The 24,030-nt window shown below is 59.3% G+C and carries 24 protein-coding genes; 10 read left to right on the top strand and 14 right to left on the bottom strand.

Annotation, left to right across the window (positions count from 1 at the left end; all coding sequences use genetic code 11):
* Nucleotides 1-4: 4 nt before the first annotated feature.
* Nucleotides 5-331, bottom strand: a complete 327-nt coding sequence (locus tag QN377_RS10015) for a DUF1820 family protein (RefSeq protein WP_016779282.1) — start codon at nt 329-331, stop codon at nt 5-7.
* A gap of 132 nt (nt 332-463) precedes the next feature.
* Between QN377_RS10015 and miaB the strand changes: the two genes are divergently transcribed.
* From miaB to lnt, 5 genes are all read left to right on the top strand, one after another.
* Nucleotides 464-1,792 carry a tRNA (N6-isopentenyl adenosine(37)-C2)-methylthiotransferase MiaB gene (gene miaB / locus QN377_RS10010; RefSeq protein WP_094999422.1) on the top strand — a complete coding sequence of 443 codons (1,329 nt, stop codon included), beginning with the start codon at nt 464-466 and terminating at the stop codon, nt 1,790-1,792.
* 194 nt (nt 1,793-1,986) lie between these two features.
* Entirely contained in the window at nt 1,987-3,006 is a 1,020-nt protein-coding gene (locus QN377_RS10005; protein WP_094999423.1) for a PhoH family protein, read from the top strand.
* Complete coding sequence (ybeY, locus tag QN377_RS10000) at nt 2,999-3,460, top strand: rRNA maturation RNase YbeY (protein ID WP_016779278.1); 462 nt, start codon at nt 2,999-3,001, stop codon at nt 3,458-3,460. The genes QN377_RS10005 and ybeY overlap by 8 nt, the downstream gene beginning before the upstream one ends.
* Nucleotides 3,461-3,498: 38 nt before the next feature.
* Nucleotides 3,499-4,338 (top strand): HlyC/CorC family transporter, encoded by an 840-nt coding sequence (locus QN377_RS09995; RefSeq protein WP_016779277.1) that lies wholly within the window; start codon nt 3,499-3,501, stop codon nt 4,336-4,338.
* Between the two features lie 21 nt (nt 4,339-4,359).
* A complete protein-coding gene (gene lnt, locus QN377_RS09990) occupies nt 4,360-5,883 on the top strand; it encodes an apolipoprotein N-acyltransferase (protein WP_094999424.1) in 1,524 nt (507 codons plus the stop codon).
* A 165-nt stretch (nt 5,884-6,048) separates the two neighbouring features.
* Here the strand turns inward: lnt and QN377_RS09985 are convergent, their stop codons facing one another.
* Both QN377_RS09985 and QN377_RS09980 read right to left on the bottom strand, forming a co-directional pair.
* Nucleotides 6,049-6,810, bottom strand: a complete 762-nt coding sequence (locus QN377_RS09985) for a YdcF family protein (protein WP_301448486.1) — start codon at nt 6,808-6,810, stop codon at nt 6,049-6,051.
* Nucleotides 6,811-6,967: 157 nt separating this feature from the next.
* A complete protein-coding gene (locus tag QN377_RS09980) occupies nt 6,968-7,252 on the bottom strand; it encodes a hypothetical protein (protein ID WP_094999426.1) in 285 nt (94 codons plus the stop codon).
* Between the two features lie 235 nt (nt 7,253-7,487).
* Here QN377_RS09980 and leuS point away from each other — a divergent pair, with 235 nt between their 5' ends.
* From leuS to QN377_RS09955, 5 genes are all read left to right on the top strand, one after another.
* Nucleotides 7,488-10,094 carry a leucine--tRNA ligase gene (leuS, locus tag QN377_RS09975; RefSeq protein ID WP_322213689.1) on the top strand — a complete coding sequence of 869 codons (2,607 nt, stop codon included), beginning with the start codon at nt 7,488-7,490 and terminating at the stop codon, nt 10,092-10,094.
* Between the two features lie 89 nt (nt 10,095-10,183).
* Nucleotides 10,184-10,789, top strand: coding sequence for an LPS assembly lipoprotein LptE (lptE, locus tag QN377_RS09970; protein WP_094999428.1), 606 nt, complete (start codon nt 10,184-10,186; stop codon nt 10,787-10,789).
* A 42-nt stretch (nt 10,790-10,831) separates the two neighbouring features.
* The gene (gene holA, locus QN377_RS09965) at nt 10,832-11,869 is read left to right on the top strand and encodes a DNA polymerase III subunit delta (protein WP_094999429.1); all 1,038 of its coding nucleotides are present in this window, start codon (nt 10,832-10,834) and stop codon (nt 11,867-11,869) included.
* Nucleotides 11,870-12,043: 174 nt separating this feature from the next.
* The gene (arfA, locus tag QN377_RS09960) at nt 12,044-12,193 is read left to right on the top strand and encodes an alternative ribosome rescue factor ArfA (RefSeq protein ID WP_003444166.1); all 150 of its coding nucleotides are present in this window, start codon (nt 12,044-12,046) and stop codon (nt 12,191-12,193) included.
* 50 nt (nt 12,194-12,243) lie between these two features.
* Entirely contained in the window at nt 12,244-13,554 is a 1,311-nt protein-coding gene (locus QN377_RS09955; RefSeq protein ID WP_094999430.1) for a lytic murein transglycosylase, read from the top strand.
* Between the two features lie 38 nt (nt 13,555-13,592).
* On the opposite strand, the gene QN377_RS09950 is transcribed toward QN377_RS09955, so the two are convergent.
* The 11 genes from QN377_RS09950 to rsfS form a co-directional block, all read right to left on the bottom strand.
* A complete protein-coding gene (locus tag QN377_RS09950) occupies nt 13,593-14,543 on the bottom strand; it encodes an LD-carboxypeptidase (protein WP_322213690.1) in 951 nt (316 codons plus the stop codon).
* Between the two features lie 4 nt (nt 14,544-14,547).
* Complete coding sequence (gene lipA, locus QN377_RS09945) at nt 14,548-15,588, bottom strand: lipoyl synthase (RefSeq protein WP_094999432.1); 1,041 nt, start codon at nt 15,586-15,588, stop codon at nt 14,548-14,550.
* A gap of 1 nt (nt 15,589) precedes the next feature.
* Nucleotides 15,590-16,243, bottom strand: a complete 654-nt coding sequence (gene lipB, locus QN377_RS09940) for a lipoyl(octanoyl) transferase LipB (protein ID WP_094999433.1) — start codon at nt 16,241-16,243, stop codon at nt 15,590-15,592.
* The gene (locus QN377_RS09935; RefSeq protein WP_016779266.1) at nt 16,243-16,518 is read right to left on the bottom strand and encodes a DUF493 domain-containing protein; all 276 of its coding nucleotides are present in this window, start codon (nt 16,516-16,518) and stop codon (nt 16,243-16,245) included. The genes lipB and QN377_RS09935 overlap by 1 nt, the downstream gene beginning before the upstream one ends.
* Before the next feature lie 79 nt (nt 16,519-16,597).
* On the bottom strand, nt 16,598-17,755 hold the full coding sequence (locus QN377_RS09930; RefSeq protein WP_094999434.1) for a D-alanyl-D-alanine carboxypeptidase family protein: 1,158 nt from the start codon (nt 17,753-17,755) through the stop codon (nt 16,598-16,600).
* Nucleotides 17,756-17,931: 176 nt separating this feature from the next.
* On the bottom strand, nt 17,932-18,921 hold the full coding sequence (locus QN377_RS09925; protein WP_094999435.1) for a septal ring lytic transglycosylase RlpA family protein: 990 nt from the start codon (nt 18,919-18,921) through the stop codon (nt 17,932-17,934).
* The gene (mltB, locus tag QN377_RS09920; protein ID WP_094999436.1) at nt 18,921-19,931 is read right to left on the bottom strand and encodes a lytic murein transglycosylase B; all 1,011 of its coding nucleotides are present in this window, start codon (nt 19,929-19,931) and stop codon (nt 18,921-18,923) included. Before mltB ends, QN377_RS09925 begins: the two co-directional genes overlap by 1 nt.
* Nucleotides 19,932-19,948: 17 nt before the next feature.
* Nucleotides 19,949-21,052, bottom strand: a complete 1,104-nt coding sequence (gene rodA / locus QN377_RS09915) for a rod shape-determining protein RodA (protein WP_165484550.1) — start codon at nt 21,050-21,052, stop codon at nt 19,949-19,951.
* 31 nt (nt 21,053-21,083) lie between these two features.
* Nucleotides 21,084-22,979: a penicillin-binding protein 2 gene (gene mrdA / locus QN377_RS09910; protein WP_094999438.1), complete on the bottom strand. Its 1,896-nt coding sequence runs from the start codon at nt 22,977-22,979 to the stop codon at nt 21,084-21,086.
* A gap of 12 nt (nt 22,980-22,991) precedes the next feature.
* On the bottom strand, nt 22,992-23,459 hold the full coding sequence (gene rlmH / locus QN377_RS09905) for a 23S rRNA (pseudouridine(1915)-N(3))-methyltransferase RlmH (protein WP_003444191.1): 468 nt from the start codon (nt 23,457-23,459) through the stop codon (nt 22,992-22,994).
* 9 nt (nt 23,460-23,468) lie between these two features.
* On the bottom strand, nt 23,469-23,963 hold the full coding sequence (rsfS, locus tag QN377_RS09900; protein ID WP_016779261.1) for a ribosome silencing factor: 495 nt from the start codon (nt 23,961-23,963) through the stop codon (nt 23,469-23,471).
* Nucleotides 23,964-24,030 lie beyond the last annotated feature (67 nt).

Below are 24,030 nucleotides of genomic sequence, written 5' to 3'. Positions count from 1 at the left end.
GCCCTTACTTGTCCGGCATCGGAAACGGAAACGGCATCACATTGCTGACACCACGGGCTTCACTGATTTTAGGCGTGCCCAGCCGCTCAACCTCATCGATACGGACAATCGAGTGCATCGGCACAAAGCTGCGCACCACACCTTCAAACTGAGCCTTGAGCTTTTCTTCGCTGGGGTCGACAACCATTTGTGTGCGCTCACCGAAGACGAATTCCTCTACTTCCAGAAACCCCCACAGATCACTTTGATAGATCTGCTTGGCGTACATTTCGAACACCTGGCCCTGGTTGAGGAAAATCACCTTGTAGATTGGAGCTTCACGTTTGGTCATGGTGGGCGGGTAAGCATCTGAAGGTAAAAAAGAGGGCGCGAACTATAGCATAGCCATCAGACGCACAACGCTAGGAAGCAACGGCTATGACCCCTATAATGTGCGGTTCTTTGAACCACTTGATGAACACCCATGGCCAAGAAGCTTTACATCGAAACCCACGGTTGCCAGATGAATGAGTACGACAGCTCGCGCATGGTCGACCTGCTGGGTGAACATCAGGCCCTGGAAGTCACAGCGCGCGCCGAAGACGCTGATGTCATCCTGCTGAATACCTGTTCAATCCGTGAACGTGCCCAGGACCGCGTGTACTCCCAACTGGGTCGCTGGCGCGAACTGAAACTGGCCAACCCCGACATGGTTATCGCCGTGGGCGGTTGCGTGGCCAGCCAGGAAGGCGCGGCGATCCGCGATCGCGCCCCGTATGTGGACGTGGTATTCGGCCCGCAAACCCTGCACCGCCTGCCGGAAATGATTGACGCCGCGCGCATCACCAAACTGCCGCAGGTTGATGTGTCATTCCCTGAAATCGAGAAATTCGATCACCTGCCAGAGCCTCGCATCGACGGCCCAAGCGCCTACGTGTCGGTCATGGAAGGTTGCAGCAAGTACTGCACGTTCTGCGTGGTGCCTTACACCCGCGGCGAAGAAGTCAGCCGGCCCTTCGATGATGTATTGGCCGAGGTGATCCACCTGGCTGAAAACGGCGTGCGTGAAGTGACCCTGCTTGGCCAGAACGTCAACGGCTATCGCGGCCTGACCGAAGGTGGCCGCCTCGCCGACCTTGCCGAGCTGATCCGTGTGGTTGCGGCGATCGACGGTATCGAGCGTATCCGCTACACCACCTCCCACCCTCTGGAGTTTTCCGACAGCCTGATCCAGGCTCACGCCGAAGTCCCGGAACTGGTCAAACACCTGCATCTTCCGGTGCAATCGGGCTCCGACCGCATTCTGTCGGCGATGAAACGCAATCACACGGCGCTGGAGTACAAGTCCAAGCTGCGCAAACTGCGTGCTGCCGTACCGGGGATCTGCATCAGCTCCGACTTTATTGTCGGCTTCCCGGGCGAAACCGAAAAAGACTTCGAACAGACCATGAAGCTGATCGAAGACGTGGGTTTCGACTTTTCCTACTCTTTTGTCTACAGCCAGCGCCCGGGCACCCCGGCAGCAGACCTGACGGACGACACCCCGGAAGAGCGCAAGAAAGAGCGTCTGAACGCGCTGCAACATCGTCTCAACCAACAGGGCTTCGAGATCAGCCGCCAGATGGTAGGGTCGACCCAGCGGATCCTGGTAACCGACTACTCGAAAAAAGACCCGGGCGAATTGCAGGGCCGGACCGAGAACAACCGCATCGTCAACTTCCGCTGCGACAACCCGCAGTTGATCGGGCAATTCGCCGATGTGCATATTGATGCGGCCCAGCCGCACTCGTTGCGGGGCTCGCTGCTGAACTGACCACACGCCATCGTCCCTTGTGGGAGCGGGCTTGCTCGCGATGCACGCAACACGGTCCGACTGGATGAGTGCGGTGGTGCAATCGCGAGCAAACCCGCTCCCACATCAAACATTTGGTGAAGTCCTTTCACGCTTGACCTGCTAGCGTTATCCTTAATTTCATATCAATTGCCTAAGGGCGGCTAAATACGACCTTGAACGCACCCATCGAACCACATCGCTTCCTTCTCGAGCCCTTTGAGGCCCGCCGTTTCGCCAATCTGTGCGGGCAATTCGACGAGCATCTGCGCTTGATCGAGCAACGCCTGACGATCGAAATCCGCAATCGCGGTAACCAGTTCGAGCTGATCGGCGACCCGAAAATCACTTCTTCGGCAGAAAACCTGCTGCGCCGCCTGTACCGCGAAACCAAGGCTACCGAGCTTTCGCCGGACATGGTTCACCTGTTCCTGCAAGAGTCTGCGGTACAAGACCTCGCCAGCAACCCGGTGGCTGAAGCCAGTGTTTCGCTGCGCACCAAAAAGGGCATGATCCGCCCTCGCGGGATCAACCAGCAGCGTTACGTCAAAGAGATCCTGGGCAACGACATCAACTTCGGCATTGGCCCGGCGGGTACGGGTAAAACCTATCTGGCTGTGGCCTGCGCAGTTGATGCCCTGGAACGCGAGCAGATCCGCCGCATCCTGCTGGTGCGCCCGGCGGTTGAGGCCGGTGAGAAGCTCGGTTTCCTGCCGGGTGACCTGTCGCAAAAAATAGACCCGTACCTGCGCCCGCTCTACGACGCACTGTACGAAATGCTTGGTTTTGAATACGTGGCCAAGCTGATCGAGCGCCAGGTGATCGAAGTCGCGCCACTGGCCTACATGCGCGGCCGCACGCTGAACAACAGTTTCATCATTCTCGACGAAAGCCAGAACACCACGGTCGAGCAGATGAAAATGTTCCTGACCCGCATCGGCTTCGGCTCGACCGCCGTGATCACCGGTGACATCACCCAGATCGACCTGCCCAAAGGCACGAAATCGGGGCTGAACCATGTCATTGAAGTGCTCAAGGACGTGCCGGGCATCAGCTTTACCCACTTCCAGTCCAAGGACGTCGTGCGCCACCCGCTGGTGCAGCGCATCGTCGAGGCCTACGGTCGCTACGAACAGGAAGCCGCCGACAAGCTGGCCGCGCTGCCCGCTGCAAAGGATTACCGCCACGATGCTTGAGCTTGACCTGCAACTGGCGACTGACGCCAGTGCCCCCAGCGAAGCCCAGTTCCGCCAATGGTGTGAACTGGCTTTGCGCCAGCGCAGCGCCGATTCGGAAATGACCATTCGTCTGGTAGACGAACCCGAAGGTCGTGAACTGAACCACACCTGGCGCCAAAAAGACTACGCCACCAATGTGCTGTCCTTCCCCGCCGACGTGCCTGATGAGTTCCTCGATATCCCGCTATTGGGCGATCTGGTGATTTGCGTGGCCGTGGTCGAGCGCGAAGCCGCCGAACAAGGCAAAAGCCTTGAGGCCCACTGGGCCCATCTGGTGATACACGGTTGCTTGCATCTTCTGGGTTACGACCATATAGAAGACGAAGAAGCCGAAGAAATGGAAGCACTGGAACGAACGTTGCTTGCAGAACTGGGTCATCCTGACCCGTATGCAGACGACGAAACCGAATAACACCCACTGAAACTACCAAGGGATACGAGTAAATCGCTATGAGCGAAGACCGATCGAGCAACGGGCAAAAGTCATGGTTAGGTAAGCTGACCCAGGCCTTTGCCCATGAGCCGAAAAACCGCCAGGAGCTGCTTGAGCTGCTGCGCGAAGCACACCAGAACAAACTGTTGGACAGTGAAGCGCTGGCCATCGTCGAAGGTGCCATTCAAGTGGCTGACCTGCAGGTACGGGACATCATGGTTCCTCGCTCGCAGATGATCAGCATCAAGGCAACCCAGACCCCCCGCGAATTTCTCCCGGCGATCATTGACGCGGCGCACTCGCGCTACCCGGTGATCGGCGAAAGCCACGACGACGTCCTTGGCGTCCTCCTGGCCAAAGACCTGCTGCCGCTGATCCTTCAAGAGAACGGCGACAAGTACAACATCAAGGATTTGCTGCGTCCGGCGACATTTGTCCCCGAGTCCAAGCGCCTTAACGTGTTGTTGCGCGAGTTCCGCGCCAACCACAACCACATGGCCATCGTGATTGACGAATACGGCGGCGTGGCGGGTCTGGTGACGATTGAAGACGTTCTCGAGCAGATCGTTGGCGACATCGAAGACGAGCACGACGTCGAAGAAGACAGCTATATCAAGCCGTTGCCCAGCGGTGACTTCCTGATCAAGGCCCTGACCCCGATCGAGAACTTCAACGAGTTCTTCGACACCGAATTCTCCGACGACGAGTTCGACACCGTGGGCGGCCTGGTCATGAGCGCATTCGGGCACTTGCCCAAACGCAACGAAACCACTGAAATCGGCCCCTACCGCTTCCGCATCCTCAATGCTGACAGCCGCCGGATCCATCTGATTCGTCTCACGCCTATTGCCCGCTAAATCTCAATACCAAGGATTGAAATGCGCTGGATAACCTCCCCCGGCTGGCCCGGTAACTTGCTGGCCGTGGTGGCCGGCGCACTGACAACCCTGGCGTTGGCCCCCTTCGATATCTGGCCATTGGCACTGGTTGCCCTGGCCCTGTTCTATCTCGGTTTGCGCGACCTGTCGCCAAAACAGGCGCTGGGCCGAGGCTGGTGTTTCGGTTTTGGCCTGTTTGGCGCGGGCACCAGCTGGATCTACTACAGCATCCACCACTTCGGCGGCGCTTCGGTGCTGCTGGCCGGTTTCCTGATGTTGTTGTTCACGGCAGCCATCGCCTGGTTCTTTGCCCTGCCCGCCTGGGTGTGGGCGCGCTGGATCCGTCGCAATGAAGCGCCGTTGGCCGATACCCTGGCATTTGCTGCGCTATGGGTTGCTCAAGAGGCGTTCCGCGGCTGGTTCCTCACCGGTTTCCCATGGCTGTACTCCGGTTACAGCCAGCTGGACGGCCCTTTGGCCGGGCTCGCACCGTTGGGCGGCATGTGGCTGGTGTCTTTCACTCTGGCCCTAACCGCTGCCCTGCTGTGCAATTTGCCACGCCTGATCAAGGCCAGACGCAAGGCTTTTGTCGCCGCAGGGGTGGTCTTGCTGATCGGCCCCTGGGCCGTCGGCCAGGCCCTCAAGCACCACGCCTGGACCAGCCCATCGGGTGACCCGCTGAGCGTGGCGGCGATCCAGGGCAATATCGAACAAAGCATGAAATGGGACCCGGCCCAGGTCAATGCACAGCTGGCCCTTTACCGTGACATGACCTTCAGTTCCAAACGTGTCGACCTGATCGTTTGGCCGGAAACCGCTGTCCCTGTCCTCAAAGAGAACGCTGAAGGCTTTTTGAGCATGATGGGCCGGTTTGCCGCCGATCGTAACTCAGCGCTGATTACCGGCGTGCCGATCCGCCAGGAAGTGCGACATGAACCGCGCTACTTCAACGGCATCACCGCTGTGGGCGAGGGCGATGGTGTTTACCTGAAACAGAAGCTGGTGCCATTTGGCGAATATGTGCCGCTGCAGGATGTACTGCGCGGCCTGATCGCATTTTTTGATCTGCCAATGTCGGACTTTGCCCGCGGCCCGGCGGACCAGGCCATGTTGCAGGCCAAGGGTTATCAAATCGCGCCATTGATTTGCTATGAAGTTGTGTATCCGGACTTCGTGGCCGGGCTTGCTGCCCAGAGCGATATCCTGCTGACCATCAGCAATGACACCTGGTTCGGCACCTCGATTGGGCCGCTGCAACACCTGCAAATGGCGCAGATGCGCGCCCTGGAAGCCGGGCGCTGGATGATTCGGGCCACCAACAATGGCGTCACGGCATTGATTAACCCGTTTGGGCAAATCACCACGCAAATTCCGCAGTTCGAGCAAGGCATCATGTACGGCGAAGTGGTGCCCATGCACAACCTCACGCCTTACCTGCAATGGCGCTCATGGCCACTGATCATCCTGTGCAGCCTGCTGATTGGCTGGGCCCTGGTCACCAGCCGGATTGCCAAGACGGTCTAGCCTTGTGCTTCTGCGTCTTCTACCCTCACCCCAACCCTCTCCCGGAGGGAGAGGGAGAGGGAGAGGGAGAGGGAGCTGACAGGTGGTGTTGCGTAGAGCTGCTTTTGCCTTTAATCCCCTCTCCCTCCGGGAGAGGGCCAGGGTGAGGGGCTTTTGCTTAATGGGTCAGCGATAAAACAACGGATAGGCAATCTGCCCTACCGCTTCATTGATCAATAGCCCGGACTGCCAGAACGCTTTGTACTCAGGCATCCAGCCCCCCAGCGGTCGCGCATTGTCGGCACTGAAAAAACCGACCGGCGCAGGCACCACGTCAAAACCAGCCTTTTCAAAACTCCACACCGAACGCGACATATGCCAGCCGTGCGTCACCACGACCACCCGCTTGACCCCCAGCGGCAGCAGAATGTCTGCGGTCATTTTGGCGTTTTCCCACGTTGTGCGGCTTTGCTGTTCTTTCCACCGTACTTGCACGCCGAAATCATCACGCAATGAATCCGCCATCAACTGCGCCTCACTGGGCGGCGAGCCGTAGTGCAAACCGCCAGTGGTCAACACCGGCAAGCCCGAAGCCTTCGCCAGTCGGGCGGCATAGCGCTGGCGCTCCAGACCGATGCCGGTGGGCTGATCGCTGCCCCAGGCCGGATCCCCCCGCTCACGCCCCGAGCCCAGCACCACAATGGCATCGGCACGCGCGGCCAGCGTCGACCACTCGCTCTGCGCCAGCGGTGGTTCGCGCTCCAGCACACGGGCGCCCCACTCCACCATTATTGGCAAACTCATCAGCCAGAAGCCGCCCAGCCCCAGGGCAAACAACACACCCGCCACTCGCGGGCGCGAACGCCGTAGCCACCAGGCAAGCGCCAGGAGCAACAGAAAAATGCCAGGGGGTAATAGAAGCTGTTTTAAAAAGTATCGAATAGGCATCGAGCATCTCCAAAGATGCCCGAAGCCTAAGGGGGTTGATTGAGCGCATCAACAACGCAGGTGAGAAACCCAAACACAAACGTGTAATGCATCAACCCGGAGGTACAACTTTCTTGATGCGGCTTTGTTGAAGGCCGGGCTTGAATCGCCGTATGGCCTAAGCTCCCTGCACCCTGTCTTTAAGCCAGATAACCTTGGCCCTGGGGGCATCCTGCATGTTCACGCTGCCTTGCGAGCGTTTAATTGCCTCACGCCCGATCCGGTTCAAATAGAGGTTGATCAACTCCAGCTCGGCATGACTCAAGCCTCGCAATTCCAACTCGACTGGGCGTTCATCACGTAATTGGACAGCCGTCTTTGCTGAATCAAGAGCCACACTCAAACGATCAATCAGCCGCTCATACACTTGCGATGTTGCTACGCTGCGTTGCAACTCTGCCATCCGTCCACCTCATTTAAGGAAATGAATCTCCCCCACAGGAGAGCTTAGCTGCGCTTGTAAAAGCGGCGTGCTGCTGCGACCAACGGAGTGATGAGGCAATCAGGGTTTCCCTCGATAGAGCGGGGTCATGTATGCTACGGGACTTCCTGTAACCCCTGCTCCAACCTGACCGGGCAACACTGTCGCCGGTCTATGTTGAAGAGGATTAGGCCACCCTTTATCAGTACAAGTAGCCATGCACGAACAATATCAGCCCCGTGAAATAGAAGCCGCCGCCCAATCATTCTGGGACAACCAAAAGTCCTTCGAAGTCAGCGAAGATCTAGGCAAAGAGACGTTCTACTGCCTATCGATGTTCCCGTACCCAAGCGGCAAGCTACACATGGGGCACGTGCGCAACTACACCATCGGTGACGTGATCTCCCGTTACCAGCGCATGCTCGGCAAAAACGTCCTGCAACCCATGGGTTGGGACGCCTTTGGCATGCCGGCCGAAAACGCCGCGATGAAAAACAAGGTCGCGCCGGCCAAATGGACGTACGAAAACATCGCCTACATGAAAACCCAGCTGCGCAGCCTGGGTCTGGCCGTTGACTGGTCGCGCGAAATCACGACCTGCAAGCCGGATTACTACCGTTGGGAACAATGGCTGTTCACCCGCCTGTTCGAAAAAGGTGTGATCTACCGTAAAAACGGCACCGTGAACTGGGACCCGGTGGACCAGACCGTTCTGGCCAACGAGCAAGTGATCGACGGCCGTGGCTGGCGTTCGGGCGCGGTAATCGAAAAACGCGAAATCCCGATGTACTACTTCAAGATCACCGCTTACGCGGATGAGCTGCTTGAAAGCCTCGACGACATGCCGGGCTGGCCCGAGCAGGTTAAAACCATGCAGCGCAACTGGATTGGTAAATCCCGCGGCATGGAAGTGCAGTTCCCTTACAACGTCGAGTCCATCGGCGCAGCAGGCGCGCTCAAGGTTTTCACCACCCGCCCTGATACCTTGATGGGCGCGACCTATGTCGCTGTGGCTGCCGAGCACCCGCTCGCCACCCAGGCAGCGCAGGGAAACCCCGAGCTGCAAGCGTTTATCGCTCAGTGCAAAGGCGGCAGCGTGGCAGAAGCCGACATGGCAACCCAGGAAAAAATGGGCCTGCCAACCTCCCTGTTCGTCGAGCACCCGCTGACCGGCGAAAAGCTTCCTGTATGGGTCGCCAACTATGTACTGATGCATTACGGCGACGGCGCGGTGATGGCTGTACCAGCACACGACGAGCGTGATTTCGAATTCGCCACCAAGTACAACCTGCCGATCAAGCCGGTTGTGCGTACCAGTGCTGGCGACGAGTCACCGGCACCGTGGCAGGACGCTTACAACGAGCACGGCCCGCTGATCAACTCCGGCGAATTTGACGGCCTGGATTTCGACGCCGCATTCGCCGCCATCGAAGCCGCCCTGGCTGCCAAAGGCCTGGGCCAGGCGCGCACCCAGTTCCGCCTGCGTGACTGGGGCATCAGCCGCCAGCGCTACTGGGGCTGCCCGATCCCGATCGTGCATTGCGATACCTGCGGTGACGTACCAGTGCCTGAAGCCCAGCTGCCAGTGGTCTTGCCAGAAGATGTCGTACCCGATGGCGCCGGTTCGCCACTGGCACGCATGCCTGAATTCTACGAGTGCAGCTGCCCTAAATGTGGCGCACCGGCCAAACGCGAAACCGACACGATGGACACCTTCGTCGAGTCGTCGTGGTACTACGCACGTTACGCCTCGCCGCACTATGAAGGCGGTCTGGTCGAGAAATCGGCAGCAGACCACTGGCTACCGGTGGACCAGTACATCGGCGGTATCGAACACGCCATTTTGCACCTGCTGTACGCGCGCTTCTTCCACAAGCTGATGCGTGACGAAGGCCTGGTCAGCTCCAACGAGCCGTTCAAGAACCTGTTGACCCAGGGCATGGTAATCGCCGAGACCTACTTCCGTACGCTGGACAACGGCGGCAAGGATTACTTCAACCCGGACGACGTGGAAATCGAACGTGATGCCAAGGCCAAGATCATCGGCGCCACGCTGAAGAGTGACGGCCTGCCGGTGGAAATCGGCGGCACGCAGAAAATGTCCAAGTCGCTCAACAACGGTGTTGACCCGCAATACATGATCGAACAGTACGGCGCAGACACCTGCCGCCTGTTCATGATGTTTGCTTCGCCGCCTGACGCAAGCCTGGAATGGTCCGACTCGGGCGTTGAAGGCTCCCACCGCTTCCTCAAGCGTGTATGGCGCCTGGCCCATGCCCATGTAGGCCAAGGCCTGCCGGGCGCGCTGGATATCGCCAGCCTGAACGATGAGCAAAAAGTCATTCGCCGTGCCATCCACCAGGCTATCAAGCAAGCCAGCCAGGACGTCGGCCAGCACCACAAGTTCAACACCGCCGTCGCCCAGGTGATGACCGTGATGAACGTGCTCGAAAAAGCACCGCAAGCGACTGAACAAGACCGCGCCCTGCTGCAGGAAGGTCTCGAGACTGTAGCTCTGGTACTGGCGCCGATCACACCGCACATCAGCCATGAGCTGTGGAACCGGTTGGGGCATGCAGGTGCAATCATCGACGCTGCATGGCCAACCCTGGATGAAACCGCGCTGGTTCAAGACACCCTGCAACTGGTTATCCAGGTCAACGGCAAGCTGCGCGGGCATATTGAAATGCCAGCTGCTGCCAGCCGTGAAGAGGTTGAAGCTGCTGCCCGCACCAACGAAAACGTACTGCGCTTTACAGAAGGCCTGACGATTCGCAAAGTGATCGTGGTACCAGGCAAATTGGTCAATATCGTCGCCAGCTAACTGGAACAGGCGCCCGCGTCATGCGCGGGCGCCCAACAAGACCTTCAGGGCCGCGTGGTCGGCCCATCTGGTTTCAAGGGGAGCAACACATGATCAAACGCAACTTGCTGGTGATGGGTCTCGCAGTTCTGTTGAGCGCCTGCGGCTTTCAACTGCGCGGTACCGGCACCAACCAGCTGACGATCACCGAACTCGATGTCAGCGCGCGCAACGCCTATGGCGACACTGTGCGCCAGCTGCGTCAGGTGCTGGAAAACAGCGGCGTGAAAATCACTGCCAACGCACCATACAAACTGGTTCTGACCGACGAGAAGGAAACCCAGCGTTCTGCCAGCTACACCGGCAATTCGGGTACCGCCGAGTATCAGTTGAACAACGTAGTGAAATACGAAATTCAGGGGCCGAGCCATCTGACGCTGCTGAGCGACAAGGTTGAAGCCTACAAAGTCTACCTGCAGGATGGCAGTAACGTGGCAGGCAGCACCCAGGAAGGCGACATGATCCGCAAGGAAATGCGCCGCGACCTGATCCAGCAACTGGTTCTGCGCCTGGAGCAATTGACCCCGGCCCAGCTGGAAGTACTGCAACAGCAAGCCGAAGCGAAGGCCAAGGCTGAAGCCGATGCCATCGAAGCTGCACGCAAGGCTCAAGAGGAAACTCCTCAACAGTCGCCTCTCGAACTGCAAAACCAGTAAGGCATACGGGGCGCTCAAGCGCCCCGCTATCGTTATGGTCCTATGAAACTCGCTCCCGCCCAACTCGCCAAGCATCTGCAAGGCCCCCTTTCGCCCGTCTACATCATCAGCGGCGATGACCCGTTGTTGTGCCAGGAAACCGCCGACGCCATCCGCAGTACCGCCCGCAAGCAGGGTTTCGATGAGCGCCAGGTGTTCAGCGCCGACGCCAGCTTTGACTGGGGCACGCTGCTGCAAGCCGGTGCCAGCATGTCGCTGTTTGCCGAAAAGCGCCTGCTGGAACTGCGCCTGCCTTCGGGCAAGCCTGGCGACAAGGGTGCTGCGGCGTTGATCGAATACTGCTCGCGCCCTGCCGAAGACACCCTGCTGCTGATCAGCCTGCCCAAACTCGACGGCAGTGCGCAAAAGACCAAGTGGGGCAAGGCGCTGATTGAAGGGGCGCAAACCCAGTTCGTGCAGATCTGGCCGGTGGACGCCAACCAGTTGCCGCAATGGATTCGCCAGCGCTTGTCGCAGGCCGGGCTGTCGGCCACCCATGATGCGGTGGAACTGATAGCAGCCCGGGTCGAAGGCAATCTTCTGGCTGCTGCGCAGGAAATCGAAAAGCTCAAGTTAATGGCTGAGGACGGGCAAATCACTGTCGAAACCGTGCAAGCCGCAGTGGCTGACAGTGCGCGGTTTGATGTATTTGGCCTGGTGGATGCGGTACTTAACGGCGAAGCTGCCCATGCCCTGCGTATGCTCGAAGGCTTGCGCGGTGAAGGCGTAGAGCCTCCTGTGATCTTGTGGGCCCTGGCGCGTGAGCTGCGCGTACTGGCCAATATTGCCCTGCAGTACAGCCAGGGCACGCCATTGGACAAGGCGTTCAGCCAGGCGCGACCACCGGTGTGGGACAAGCGCAAACCGTTGATGAGCAAAGCCTTGCAGCGTTATTCGGCGCAGCGCTGGGCACAATTGTTGTTGGACGCGCAGCGTATCGATGCCCAGATCAAGGGCCAGGCAGCAGGGTCTGCCTGGAGCAGCCTGAGTCGTCTGGTGCTGCTGATGTGCGGGCAACGCCTGAATCTGCCAGCTGAATAAACACTGCTTTCTGTGGGAGCGGGCTTGCTCGCGATACGGGCGTCGCGGCCTGACAGGCTGATAGCGTTGATGCTAACGCGAGCAAGCCCGCTCCCACCGATCACTATCCTGTGGACAATACGAAAAAACCGGCCGATGATTTGCGCTTGTTCAACTCAAGCGAGAGCACATGCCATGAGCAAGCGCCCCAACAAGGCCAAATCCATTGTTGCCCAACCCCTGTTCCGCAGCCGCCAGGAACGCCCCGCCAAAGGCAAAGGCAGCTACCGCCGCGAAGCCTTCCAGTCGAGAGACCGGGAGGCTTTTTACTTTCTGGCTGCCTGACGACGGGGATGATAAGGTCTGCTTCTGTTTTGCATTACCTGGACCTGCGCATGCTCTCACGTCATACACGCCGTTGGCCGATGCGCCAACTGATCGCTGCTTCCAGCGTCATCCTTTTAGTCGCCTGCGCAGAGAAACCGACCGCAGCCGATGCTCAAACCTTGCCTGTGGTACCTCCGGCACCTGCGGTCATCAGCAGCGCGCCAGTGCCAGGCACCGACACCCCTCTTGTTCAGCCCACTCAAAGCTTCAGCGAATGGCAAGCCGATTTCCGCGCCCAGGCGCTTAAAGCCGGAATCAACCCGCTGGTATTCGATAACGCCTTTGCCGGGATTACGCCAGACATGAGCGTGATCAAGGCCGACCGCAGCCAGCCCGAATTCAGCCGCCCGGTCTGGGAGTACCTGGACGGTGCCCTGTCGCCTTTGCGTGTACGTAATGGCCAGCGTTTGCTGGAGCAGAATGCCGAACTGCTGGGCCGCATCGAGCAGCGTTATGGCGTTGATCGCCAGGCGCTGGTTTCGGTCTGGGGCATGGAAAGCAATTTTGGCTCGTTCCAGGGCAACAAGTCAGTCATTCGCTCCCTCGCGACCCTGGCCTATGAAGGGCGGCGCCCGGAGTTTGCTCAAAGCCAATTGATCGCTGCACTGAAGATTATTCAGGAAGGCGATATAAGCCCCGAAAAAATGCTCGGCTCGTGGGCGGGCGCAATGGGCCAGACCCAGTTTATCCCCACCACCTATGAAACCCACGCCGTGGATTTCGATGGTGATGGCCGTCGTGATATATGGAACAGCTCGGCAGATGCCCTGGCCTCGACTGCCCACTACCTGCAAAGCTCGGGCTGGAAGCAAGGCCAGCCGTGGGGCTTTGAAGTGACGCTGCCTGCCGGGTTCGACTATGCCCTGGCTGATGGCGCAATCAAAAAGAGCGTTGCCGAATGGCAAAAACTGGGAGTCAAGGTACCTGCCAGCGCCGCAGGCTCAGAGCAGTTAAGCGCTGCCCTGCTGCTCCCTGCAGGCTATCGTGGCCCGGCGTTTCTGGTACTGGATAACTTCCGCGCCATCTTGCGTTACAACAACTCATCATCCTATGCACTGGCCGTGGGCTTGTTGTCGCAACGTTTCAACGGTGGCGGGACCATTTTGGCCGACTGGCCAAAAGACGACCGACCGCTGAGCCGCTCCGAGCGCGTCGAACTGCAAATGCTGCTGAGCCAGCGCAATTATGATGCGGGTAATGCAGACGGCATTATCGGCGCCAATACCCGCAAGGCTATTCGCAGCGCGCAGCAGGCCATGGGTTGGCCAGCAGACGGCTATCCGAGCCACAAGCTGCTGGAGAGTTTGCGTAGCCGGTAAGGTTGCTACCCTCTCCCTATGGGAGAGGGGCTTCAGGTTCAGGCGCTTACAACTACATCCTGCTCAAGCACCAGCAACTGCTGATCAGCATCAAGCCTGACCTGCGCCCCCATCGGCAAGGTCAGGTTCGGATCGCAATGCCCGCTGCGCCAACCGGCCAGCACCGGAATACCCAGACCGCCCAGCTCCTGGGTGAGCAACCGCTCCAGCGCCGCAACATCAACTCCGGCCACGTCCCCCACCAGCACTCCGCGCAACCTGTCGAGCTTGCCCGCCAGGCGCAAATGCGTCAGCAGACGGTCGACCCGGTACAACGCTTCGTTGACGTCTTCGATAAACAGGATGATGTCTTCGCTGTCCAGTTCAAACGCCGTGCCCATCACCGCGCAGATCATCGACAGATTGCCACCCAGCAAACGGCCACTGGCGCAGCCCGGGGCAATGGTCGTCAACGGCCAGGCCGCGGGATGCTCCAGCACGGGCGGCTGTTGCCCGCCGAGCATACGCAGCAATGAAGTTTCGGTAGGCGGTTGTTTGTTGCCCAGCAGATCAGCGTTCACCATAGGCCCGTGAAAGGTCACAAAGCCCGCGTAACGGGTGATCGCCAGATGCAACGCGGTGATATCGCTGTAGCCGACAAACGGCTTGGGATGACGACGCAACAGCTCAAAGTCGATGCCATCGAGCAAGCGCGGGCTGCCATAGCCGCCGCGCAGGCAGAAAATGGCATCAATGCTGTCATCGGCAAAAGCCTCATGCAGGTCGCGTAAACGCTCTGCATCAGAACCGGCAAGATAACCCTCCCGCTGCCACACCCCCGGATAGACCCGCAGCTGGTAGCCGCGTGCATGCATCCATTGGGTCGCGAGGTTCAGGTCAAGTTCGGCAGGGCCTGCCGGGGCGATCAGGGCGATCACCCCGCCAGCGGGCAACGCGGGCACCGCGCTATGGGCCTTGAAGGACACTGGCGCGGTGAGCCGGTTAGTCATGGAGTCAGGCACTCACCAGCATGGATTTGACCAGCTTGGCTTGTTCATCAGCGTGGTACGAAGAACGTACCAGCGGACCGGATGCCACGTTTTTAAAGCCCATCTTGTAGCCTTCCTCGGCAAACCACGCGAAGGTGTCCGGGTGTACGAAACGCTGGACCGGCAAGTGGTTGCGCGACGGTTGCAGGTACTGACCCAGGGTCAGCATGTCGATGTCATGTTCGCGCATGCGCTTCATCACTTCGATCACTTCCTCGTCTGTCTCGCCCAGCCCCAGCATCAGGCCCGACTTGGTCGGAATGTGCGGCATCATCTGCTTGAAACGTTGCAGCAGGGTCAGCGACCACTGGTAATCGGAGCCCGGACGCGCAGCCTTGTACAGGCGCGGCACAGTTTCGAGGTTGTGGTTGAACACGTCCGGCGGCTCGGCTGCGGTGATTTCAAGCGCAACATCCATGCGCCCACGGTAGTCCGGAACAAGTGTTTCGAGCAGCACGCCCGGCGACAGTTTGCGGATTTCGCGGATGCAGTCGGCAAAGTGCTGGGCACCACCGTCACGCAGGTCATCGCGGTCTACCGAGGTGATCACCACGTACTTCAGGCGCAGATCAGCGATGGCAATCGCCAGGCTTTCCGGCTCATTGGTGTCCAGTGGCTTCGGTCGGCCGTGGCCCACGTCACAGAACGGGCAACGACGGGTGCAGATGTCACCCATGATCATGAAGGTCGCGGTACCGCCCGAGAAGCATTCGCCCAGGTTCGGGCAGGAGGCTTCTTCGCACACGCTGTGCAGCTTGTGCTTACGCAGCAGGGACTTGATACGGTCGACTTCCGGAGAAACCGGAATGCGCACGCGAATCCAGTCAGGCTTCTTCGGCAGTTCGGTGGTCGGAATGATCTTTACCGGGATACGCGCAACCTTCTCGGCACCGCGCAACTTGACGCCGGTCTCAACCTTGGAACGGGCCTCGCTGGCGCGGGCCGCACGTTCTGAGATATCCAGCGTTGGGATCAGGGTTTGAACAGCGTCTTGCGCAGTAGTCATATCAATCGATTCCGCCCGTCAGGGTCGTCTGCTCAGCATAGTCGAGGTGTTTGACGAGCTGCGAGCGCAGCCGGGCACCAACCTCGGCAAATTCAATCGGCCCTGCATGGTCACGCAGCTGGGTCATCGCCAGCCCCGCATAGCCACAGGGGTTAATCCGTCGAAACGGTTCCAGGTCCATGTCCACATTCAGGGCCAGGCCGTGGAAGGAGCAGCCATTGCGGATCCGCAGGCCCAAAGAGGCGATTTTCGCGCCATCGACATACACGCCCGGCGCATCGGCCTTGGCTGCAGCGCTCACGCCATAGCTGGCGAGCAAGTCGATCAGGCACTGTTCCATCCGCGTGACCAGCTCACGTACGCCATAGCCCAGCCGGCGCACATCGAGCATCAGGTAGGCAACCAATTGGCCGGGGCCGTGGTAGGTCACCTGGCCACCGCGATCCGACTTCACCACCGGGATATCTCCCGGTAGCAGCAGATGCTCGGCCTTGCCTGCCTGGCCTTGGGTAAACACCGGCGGGTGCTGCACCAGCCAGACTTCATCTTGCGTGTCCGGCACAAGCTTGCGCTCATCGGTGAAACGCTGCATCGCCAGCCAGGTGCGCTCGTAATCAAGCTGGCCCAGCTCACGAATACCCAAGACCTGCGACATCACAACACCATATGTACGAAGCCGGTGGCTCGCAATTCGCTGTTGATGTTGTAGAGCTGATCCTGATCAGTGGCCACGATATGCAGCTGGATCGTCGTGTACTTGCCGTTGGTGCTCTGGCGCTCATCGACACGATCATCGTTGACCGTCGCGTGTTTCTTGACGATATCGATGATTTTGTCCTTATTGCCCACACCCGTGTCGCTGATCACCTTAACCGGGTAATCCACGTTGGGGAATTCGATCTTTGGCGCCTTTACTTCGGTATCGCTCATGGCGTATTGGCCTCGTAAGCCCGGAACAACAAAGGTGCCCCCGCGCAGGGTAGGCGCGGGGGCACACAGGTGGGTGCAATCAGTTGAACAGCCCGTAGAAGAATAGACGGATGCTATCCCACACGCGTCGGAAAATACCACCTTCCTCGACGGGCTCAAGGGCGATCAGGTCAGCACTGTGCACAACCTTGTCGTCAAGTTTGACCTCAACCTTGCCGATCACATCGCCTTTGGCGATAGGGGCCATCAGTTGCGGGTTCATGGTCATGCTTGCAGCCAGCTTTTTCAGTTGGCCTTTTGGCAGGGTCATGGTCAGGTCATCCGCCAGGCCAGCCTTGACCTGGTTGGTGGTGCCTTTCCAAACCGGAGCCTGAGCCAGCTCGGTGCCCTTCTGGTAGAAGGTCTGGGTTTCGAAGAAACGGAAACCGTAGGTCAGCAGCTTCTGGGTCTCTGCAGCACGGGCCGCTTCACTGTTGGTGCCGAACACCACGGCGATCAGGCGCATGCCATCACGTACGGCCGAAGACACCATGCAATAGCCGGCTTCGTCGGTGTGACCGGTTTTCAGACCATCAACGGTTTTGTCGCGCCACAACAACAGGTTGCGGTTAGGCTGCTTGATACCGTTCCAGAAGAACTCTTTCTGCGAGTAGATCGCGTAGTGAGTCGGGTCTTCGTGGATGATGGCGCGAGCCAGCAACGACATGTCGTGAGCCGACGAGTAGTGATCCGGATTCGGCAGGCCGGTCGGGTTCATGAAGTGGCTGTTGGACATGCCCAGCTCACCGGCGGTCTTGTTCATCATGTCGGCAAAAGCGTCTTCGCTGCCGGCAATGTGCTCGGACAGGGCGACGCTGGCGTCGTTACCCGACTGGATGATGATGCCATGCAGCAGGTCGCTGACCGACACCTGGGTGCCGACCTTGATGAACATCCGCGAACCACCGGTGCGCCATGCGTTTTCGCTGACAGTTACCGGGTCGTTTTCGCCGATCTGGCCACGACGGATTTCCAGAGTCGCGATGTAAGCGGTCATCAGCTTGGTCAGGCTGGCTGGCGGCAGACGCTGGTCGCCGTTGTTCTCGACCAGCACGTTACCGCTGCTGGCATCCATCAGAACATAGGACTTGGCTGCAAGTTGTGGTGGCGACGGCATCATCTCGACTGCCCAGGCGGCAGGAGTGACGATCAGCGGTACTAGCAGGCACAGGCGTTTGGCAAAGGTGGTGATGTTCATCCGTCTCTCGAAGTTGTTAATGGAAACTTACCCTCGCGGGCAAAACTGTACAGGCAGTCGTTTGACTGACTGCCGCGTATTCAGTTGCAGTCCCGGCCCCTGGAAGGGCTTTTATTCTTGACCTCTGCAACTGCGTTTGGGCCCCGACTGCTCAGGGCCCAACGCTTTGTTCAGTGTTACTGATCCGACGTCACAACGCTCGGCTGGCCCAGATTGGCCAGGCGCACGCTGTTTTGTGTTTGTGCCACCTCACCCGCCGAGGCTATTGGCCCCATGCGTACACGGTGCAAGGTTTGCTGATTGCGCACAATCGAACTGATAAACACGGGGGTACTGACCATGCCACTGAGTTTGGAACGAAGCAACTCGGCAGCGTCCGGATTGGCAAAGGCACCGACCTGAAGGTAGGTACCCTGGCCCTTGGCCATTGGACTGACCGGAACCACATCGGCAGCATGCTGCTGTGCGGGCGGCGTCCATTGTTCAACCTTACCGGTGGACACGGTCGGGGCGGTGTTCTGGGCCACTTTCGGTTCGTTGAGCATCAGCGGCGCAGGGCGACCGCGCTGAGCCCACCAGGCCTGAGGGTCAATACCTTCAACCTTGACCCGGGCCGTACCGGTTTCGGCATAGCCGAGCTTTTTGGCAGCAGCGTAGGACAAGTCGATAATACGATCCGAATAAAACGGGCCACGGTCGTTGACGCGCAGGATCACGGCCTTGCCGTTATCCAGGTTGGTCACCTTGACGTAGCTGGGCAGCGGCAAAGTCTTGTGCGCCGCGCTCATGCCGTACAGGTCATAGACCTCGCCATTGGCGGTGTTCTGGCCGTGAAACTTGGTGCCGTACCAGGACGCGGTGCCCGAGGCCACATAGGTCTTGGACTCTTGCATCGGGAAATAGGTCTTACCCAGTACCGAGTACGGCGCCGCCTTGTAAGGCCCGGTGTGCAGGGTCGGCGTGGCGTCGGGGATGCGCGAAACGTCAACATCCCACCACGGCGCACCGTCCTTGTGGGCACGGTTGATATCCAGGCCCGGCTTGGAACTGACCGCGGTCGATGTTTGCGGGGGCGTCGAGCGACTGCTCGAGCAGCTCACCAGCAGCAACGCCACAGCGGCGCAGGCGGCGAGTTTCAAAGGTGTACGGGTCGCTAGAAACGGCATTACTTGTTGCCCCGTGCTTGAACCAGCAGATCGGACAGTTGATGCACTGCCATGGCGTACATCACGCTTCGGTTATAGCGTGTGATCGCATAAAAGTTTTTCAGGCCCATCCAGTATTCAGGGCCGTCGGCGCCTTCCAGACGAAACGCCGTGACCGGCATATCGTCGCGCAACGCATCATGACTCGACCAGCCCAGCGCTCGCAACTCCCCGACGGTCTTGACCGGTTCGATCCCCTGGGTCAGGCCTTCATCGGCGCGATCACCGGTCACATCGGCGCGAATCACCACCGGCTCACCGGCTACCCAGCCATGACGTTTGAAGTAGCTGGCAACGCTACCGATGGCATCGTCCGGGTTGCTCCAGATATTGATATGGCCATCACCGTCGAAATCCACGGCATAGGCGCGAAAGCTGCTCGGCATAAACTGCGGCAAGCCCATGGCTCCGGCATAGGAACCCTTCAGGGTCAGCGGGTCAACCTGTTCTTCGCGGCTCAGCAACAGGAACTCTCGCAGTTCCTTGCGGAAAAACTCGGCGCGAGGCGGGTAATCGAAACCCAGGGTCGACAAGGCATCGATCACGCGGTAGTTACCGGTGTTGCGACCATAAAAGGTTTCGACGCCGATAATCGACACAATCACCTGGGCCGGAACGCCATATTCCTGCTCGGCGCGGGCCAGTACGGCTTCGTGCTCACGCCAGAAATCTACACCGCGGGCGACGCGAGCGTCGGTCAAGAACATCGGGCCGTATTCTTTCCACTGCTTGACCCGTTCGGCCGGGCGCGAAATGGCGTCGAGGATGCTCTGCTTGCGCTCGGCTTCGCGGAACACGCCCATCAGCTGCTCGCCGGCAAATCCGTAATCACGGGTCATTTCGCCTACGAACTCAGCCACCTGGGGCGAGCCTTCGTAGTCACCGGCCAGCGCACCCTGTGCGGTCCCGAACAGACCCAGCAGGCCTACCCACGACGCGTATCGAGCAGCCCAGCCACGCATTGCTTGCATTGAATAATTCACCTTAATCAAACTTGTGCGATCCACTTGCGATGTGTGTGGATCGACATCAAAACCCCGAACGCTGATAACAGCGTCACGAGCGAAGTGCCGCCGTAACTGATAAAGGGCAATGGCACGCCCACCACCGGCAGCAGGCCACTGACCATACCGATGTTGACGAAAACATAAACAAAAAACGTCATGGTCAGACTGCCTGCCAGCAATTTGCCGAACAGGGTCTGGGCCTGGGCAGTGATCACCAGGCCACGACCAATCAACAACAGATAAATAAGCAGCAGCGCGCAAATGCCGACCAGACCGAACTCTTCGCCCATCACCGCGATGATGAAGTCGGTATGGCTCTCGGGCAGGAAGTCCAGGTGCGACTGGGTACCCAGTAGCCAGCCCTTGCCGAACACCCCGCCCGAACCAATCGCGGCCTTGGACTGGATAATGTTCCAGCCAGTGCCCAGCGGGTCGCTTTCAGGGTCGAGGAAGGTCAGCACGCGCTGCTTCTGATAGTCGTGCATCACGAAGATCCACATGGCCACCGCCACTGGAACCGTCGCTGCCAGTACGCTGAGGATCCAGCGCCAGCGCAGACCGCCCATGAACAATACAAATGCACCGCCTGCCAGTACCAGCAGCGCCGTACCCAGGTCGGGCTGGCGCACAATCAGGGCAAAAGGCACCCCGATAAGCATCAGGCTGACCGCCACATGCTTGAGTTGCGGCGGCAAGGTTCGCTTGGACAGGTACCAGGCGATGGTCGCGGGCATCAGGATTTTCATGAACTCGGAGGGCTGAAAGCGAATCACCCCGGGGATATTGATCCAGCGAGTGGCGCCCATGGCGTTGTGGCCCATGACATCCACCACCACCAGCAACATCACCCCGATCAGATAGCCGATCGGTACCCAGCGCGCCATGAATCGCGGTTCCAGCTGGGCGATGATAAACATCGATACCAGCCCGATACCGAACGAAGTCGCCTGTTTGCTCAGCAAGTCCCAGCTTTTGCCGCTGGCCGAATACAGTACAAACAGGCTGCCAGCCGCCAGGGTCAGCAGCAGAATCAGCAGCGGGCCATCGATATGCAAACGCTGAAGCAGCGTGGCACGGCGACGCATCACGTCCTCACTGGAGAGGATGCGGTCAAAATTACTCATCATTGGCCGGAACCTCTGCCTTTACGGGGCCGCCGTACTCGGGTTTGAGTTTGCCGTCTTCACCCAGCAACCAGGCATCCATGACCTTGCGCACCACGGGCGAGGCGACACGACTGCCGGCTTCGCCGTTTTCAATCATCACCGAGACGGTGATCTGCGGGTTGTTGGCCGGCGCGAAGCCGACGAACAAGGCGTGGTCGCGGTGACGCTCCTGCACCTTGGAACGGTCGTATTTTTCGCCCTGCTTGATCGCCACCACCTGGGCCGTACCGCTCTTGCCGGCAATCAGGTATTGCGCGCCAACGCCCGCCACCCGCGCCGTGCCGCGAGCGCCATGCACCACTTGCTGCATGCCGTGGTTGACCTTGGCCCAGTTGGACGGGTCACGCAGGACAATATCCGGCACCGGGTCCGGGTCCACCGGCGGTACGCCCTCGATGGTCTTGGCCAGGTGCGGACGGATCCACTTGCCTTTGCTGGCGATCAACGCGGTGGCCTGGGCCAGTTGCAAGGGTGTGGACTGCATATAGCCCTGGCCAATCCCCAGAATCAGCGTCTCGCCCGGGAACCAGGCCTGGCGTCGGGTGGCACGTTTCCACTCGCGGGACGGCATCAGCCCGGCGGACTCTTCGAACATGTCCAGCGAGACCTTGCGGCCGATACCGAACTGGTTCATGTAGCTCGACAGACGGTCAATCCCCAGCTTGTGGGCCAGGTCATAAAAATAGGTGTCGTTGGAGCGCATGATTGCGGTATCCAGATCGACGTAGCCATCACCGCTACGGTTCCAGTTACGGTATTTGTGATCGTAATTGGGCAGCTGGTAATAGCCGGGGTCATACACCCGCGAGGAGCCGGTGATCACGCCGCTGTCCAGGCCGGCAATCGCCACTGCAGGCTTGATCGTCGAGCCCGGTGGATACAGGCCGCGCAGGATGCGGTTGAACAATGGTCGGTCAATCGAATCACGCAGCTCGGCATAGGCCTTGAAGCTGATGCCGGTCACGAACAGATTGGGGTCAAAACTCGGCTGGCTGACCATCGCCAGCACTTCCCCCGTCATCGGGTTGAGTGCCACCACTGCGCCACGACGCCCTGCCAGCGCCTCTTCAGCTGCTTCCTGCAGTTTGATATCGAGGCTGAGTACGATGTCTTTGCCAGGGATCGGGTCGGTGCGCTTGAGTACTCGCAACACGCGGCCACGGGCATTGGTTTCGACTTCTTCGTAACCCACCTGGCCATGCAGCTCGGCTTCGTAGAAACGCTCGATGCCGGTTTTGCCGATATGGTGGGTGCCGCTGTAATTGACCGGATCGAGGGTTTTAAGCTCTTTTTCGTTGATCCGCCCCATGTAACCCACCGAGTGCGCAAAATGCGCGCCTTGAGGGTAATGCCGCACCAGTTGCGCAACCACTTCAACCCCGGGCAGGCGGAACTGGTTTACGGCAATCCGGGCGATCTGTTCTTCGTTGAGCTCAAACAGAATGGGCACCGGCTCAAACGGCCGCCGCCCCTGCTTCATGCGCTTTTCGAACAGGGCGCGATCCTCGGGCGCAAGCTGCAACACTTCAACAATAACGTCGAGCACTTGCTGCCAGTCACCAGAGCGTTCGCGGGTCATGCTCAGGCTGAAGCTGGGGCGGTTGTCTGCGATCACCACGCCATTACGGTCAAAAATCAGACCGCGGGTAGGCGGGATCGGCTGCACATGCACCCGGTTGTTCTCTGACAAGGTGGAGTGGTAGTCGTACTGCACCACCTGCAGGTAATAAAGCCGCGCGAGCAGCACACAAATCAGCGTCACGACCACAATCGCACCGACCACGACTCGTCCGCGCACAAGGCGTGCGTCTTTCTCGTGGTCTTTAAGGCGGATCGGCTGAGTCATTCAGAGCGCTGACTATTTGTGATACGGGTGCCCGGACAGCACTGTCCAGGCGCGATACAACTGCTCACCGATCAGAATCCTCACCAACGGGTGCGGCAGCGTCAATGGCGACAGCGACCAGCGCTGGTCAGCGCGGGCACAGACTTCCGGCGCCAGCCCTTCCGGGCCACCGACCATAAAGTTCACCGTGCGCGAATCCAGGCGCCAGCGGTCAAGCTCAACCGCCAGCTGCTCGGTACTCCACGGTTTGCCGTGCACTTCGAGGGTTACGATGCGCTCGCCCGGGCCTACCTTGGCCAGCATGGCTTCGCCTTCCTGGCGGATGAAGCGGGCCACGTCAGCATTCTTGCCACGGGTGTTGAGCGGTATTTCCACCAGTTCAAGTGCCAGCTCGGATGGCAGACGCTTGGCATATTCATGCCAGCCTTCTTCCACCCACTTGGGCATACGCGAACCGACAGCGATCAAACGCAGGCGCACAGCGAACCCTTACTCTTGGTCTTTGTTGAGCTTCAGGAAGTGCTCATGGGTGTTTTCCGGGCTGTGGTGAGCAGCGCTGCCTGCACGGCTTTGTTCAGCACCGGCCCACAGACGCTCCAGGTCGTAGAACTGACGGGCACTGGCGGTCATCATGTGAACGATCACGTCGTCCATGTCCAGCAGAACCCAGTCGCTGTCGCCCTTGCCTTCTTCGCCCAGCGGCTTGACGCCCAGAGCCTTCACCGCTTCGCGGATCTTGTCGAGCATCGCACCGATCTGACGGTTCGAAGTACCGGTAGCGATGATCATGAAGTCAGTGATGCTGTGCTTGTCACGCACGTCGATGACCTGGATATCCTGGGCCTTGACGTCTTCCAGGGCGGCAACAGCAACCTTGACCAGCTCTTCACCCTTGAGAGGCTCGGCGCTGAAGGTTTTTTCCGGCAATGGCGCGCTTTTGAAGGTGCCTTTGCGCTTTACTTTGCTTACATCTTTGTCAGTCATATAAAACTCGTTTTGCTCGTATGTTCGGGTGTTTCAATACACGACAATTGGCGCCTTGAAACACACC

The sequence above is a fragment of the Pseudomonas sp. CCC4.1 genome (genome assembly GCF_035019225.1).
Lineage (GTDB): Bacteria > Pseudomonadota > Gammaproteobacteria > Pseudomonadales > Pseudomonadaceae > Aquipseudomonas > Aquipseudomonas bubulae.
The sequence above is the reverse complement of the archived record's forward strand: the minus strand, read 5'-3'. Positions and strand labels throughout refer to the sequence as shown.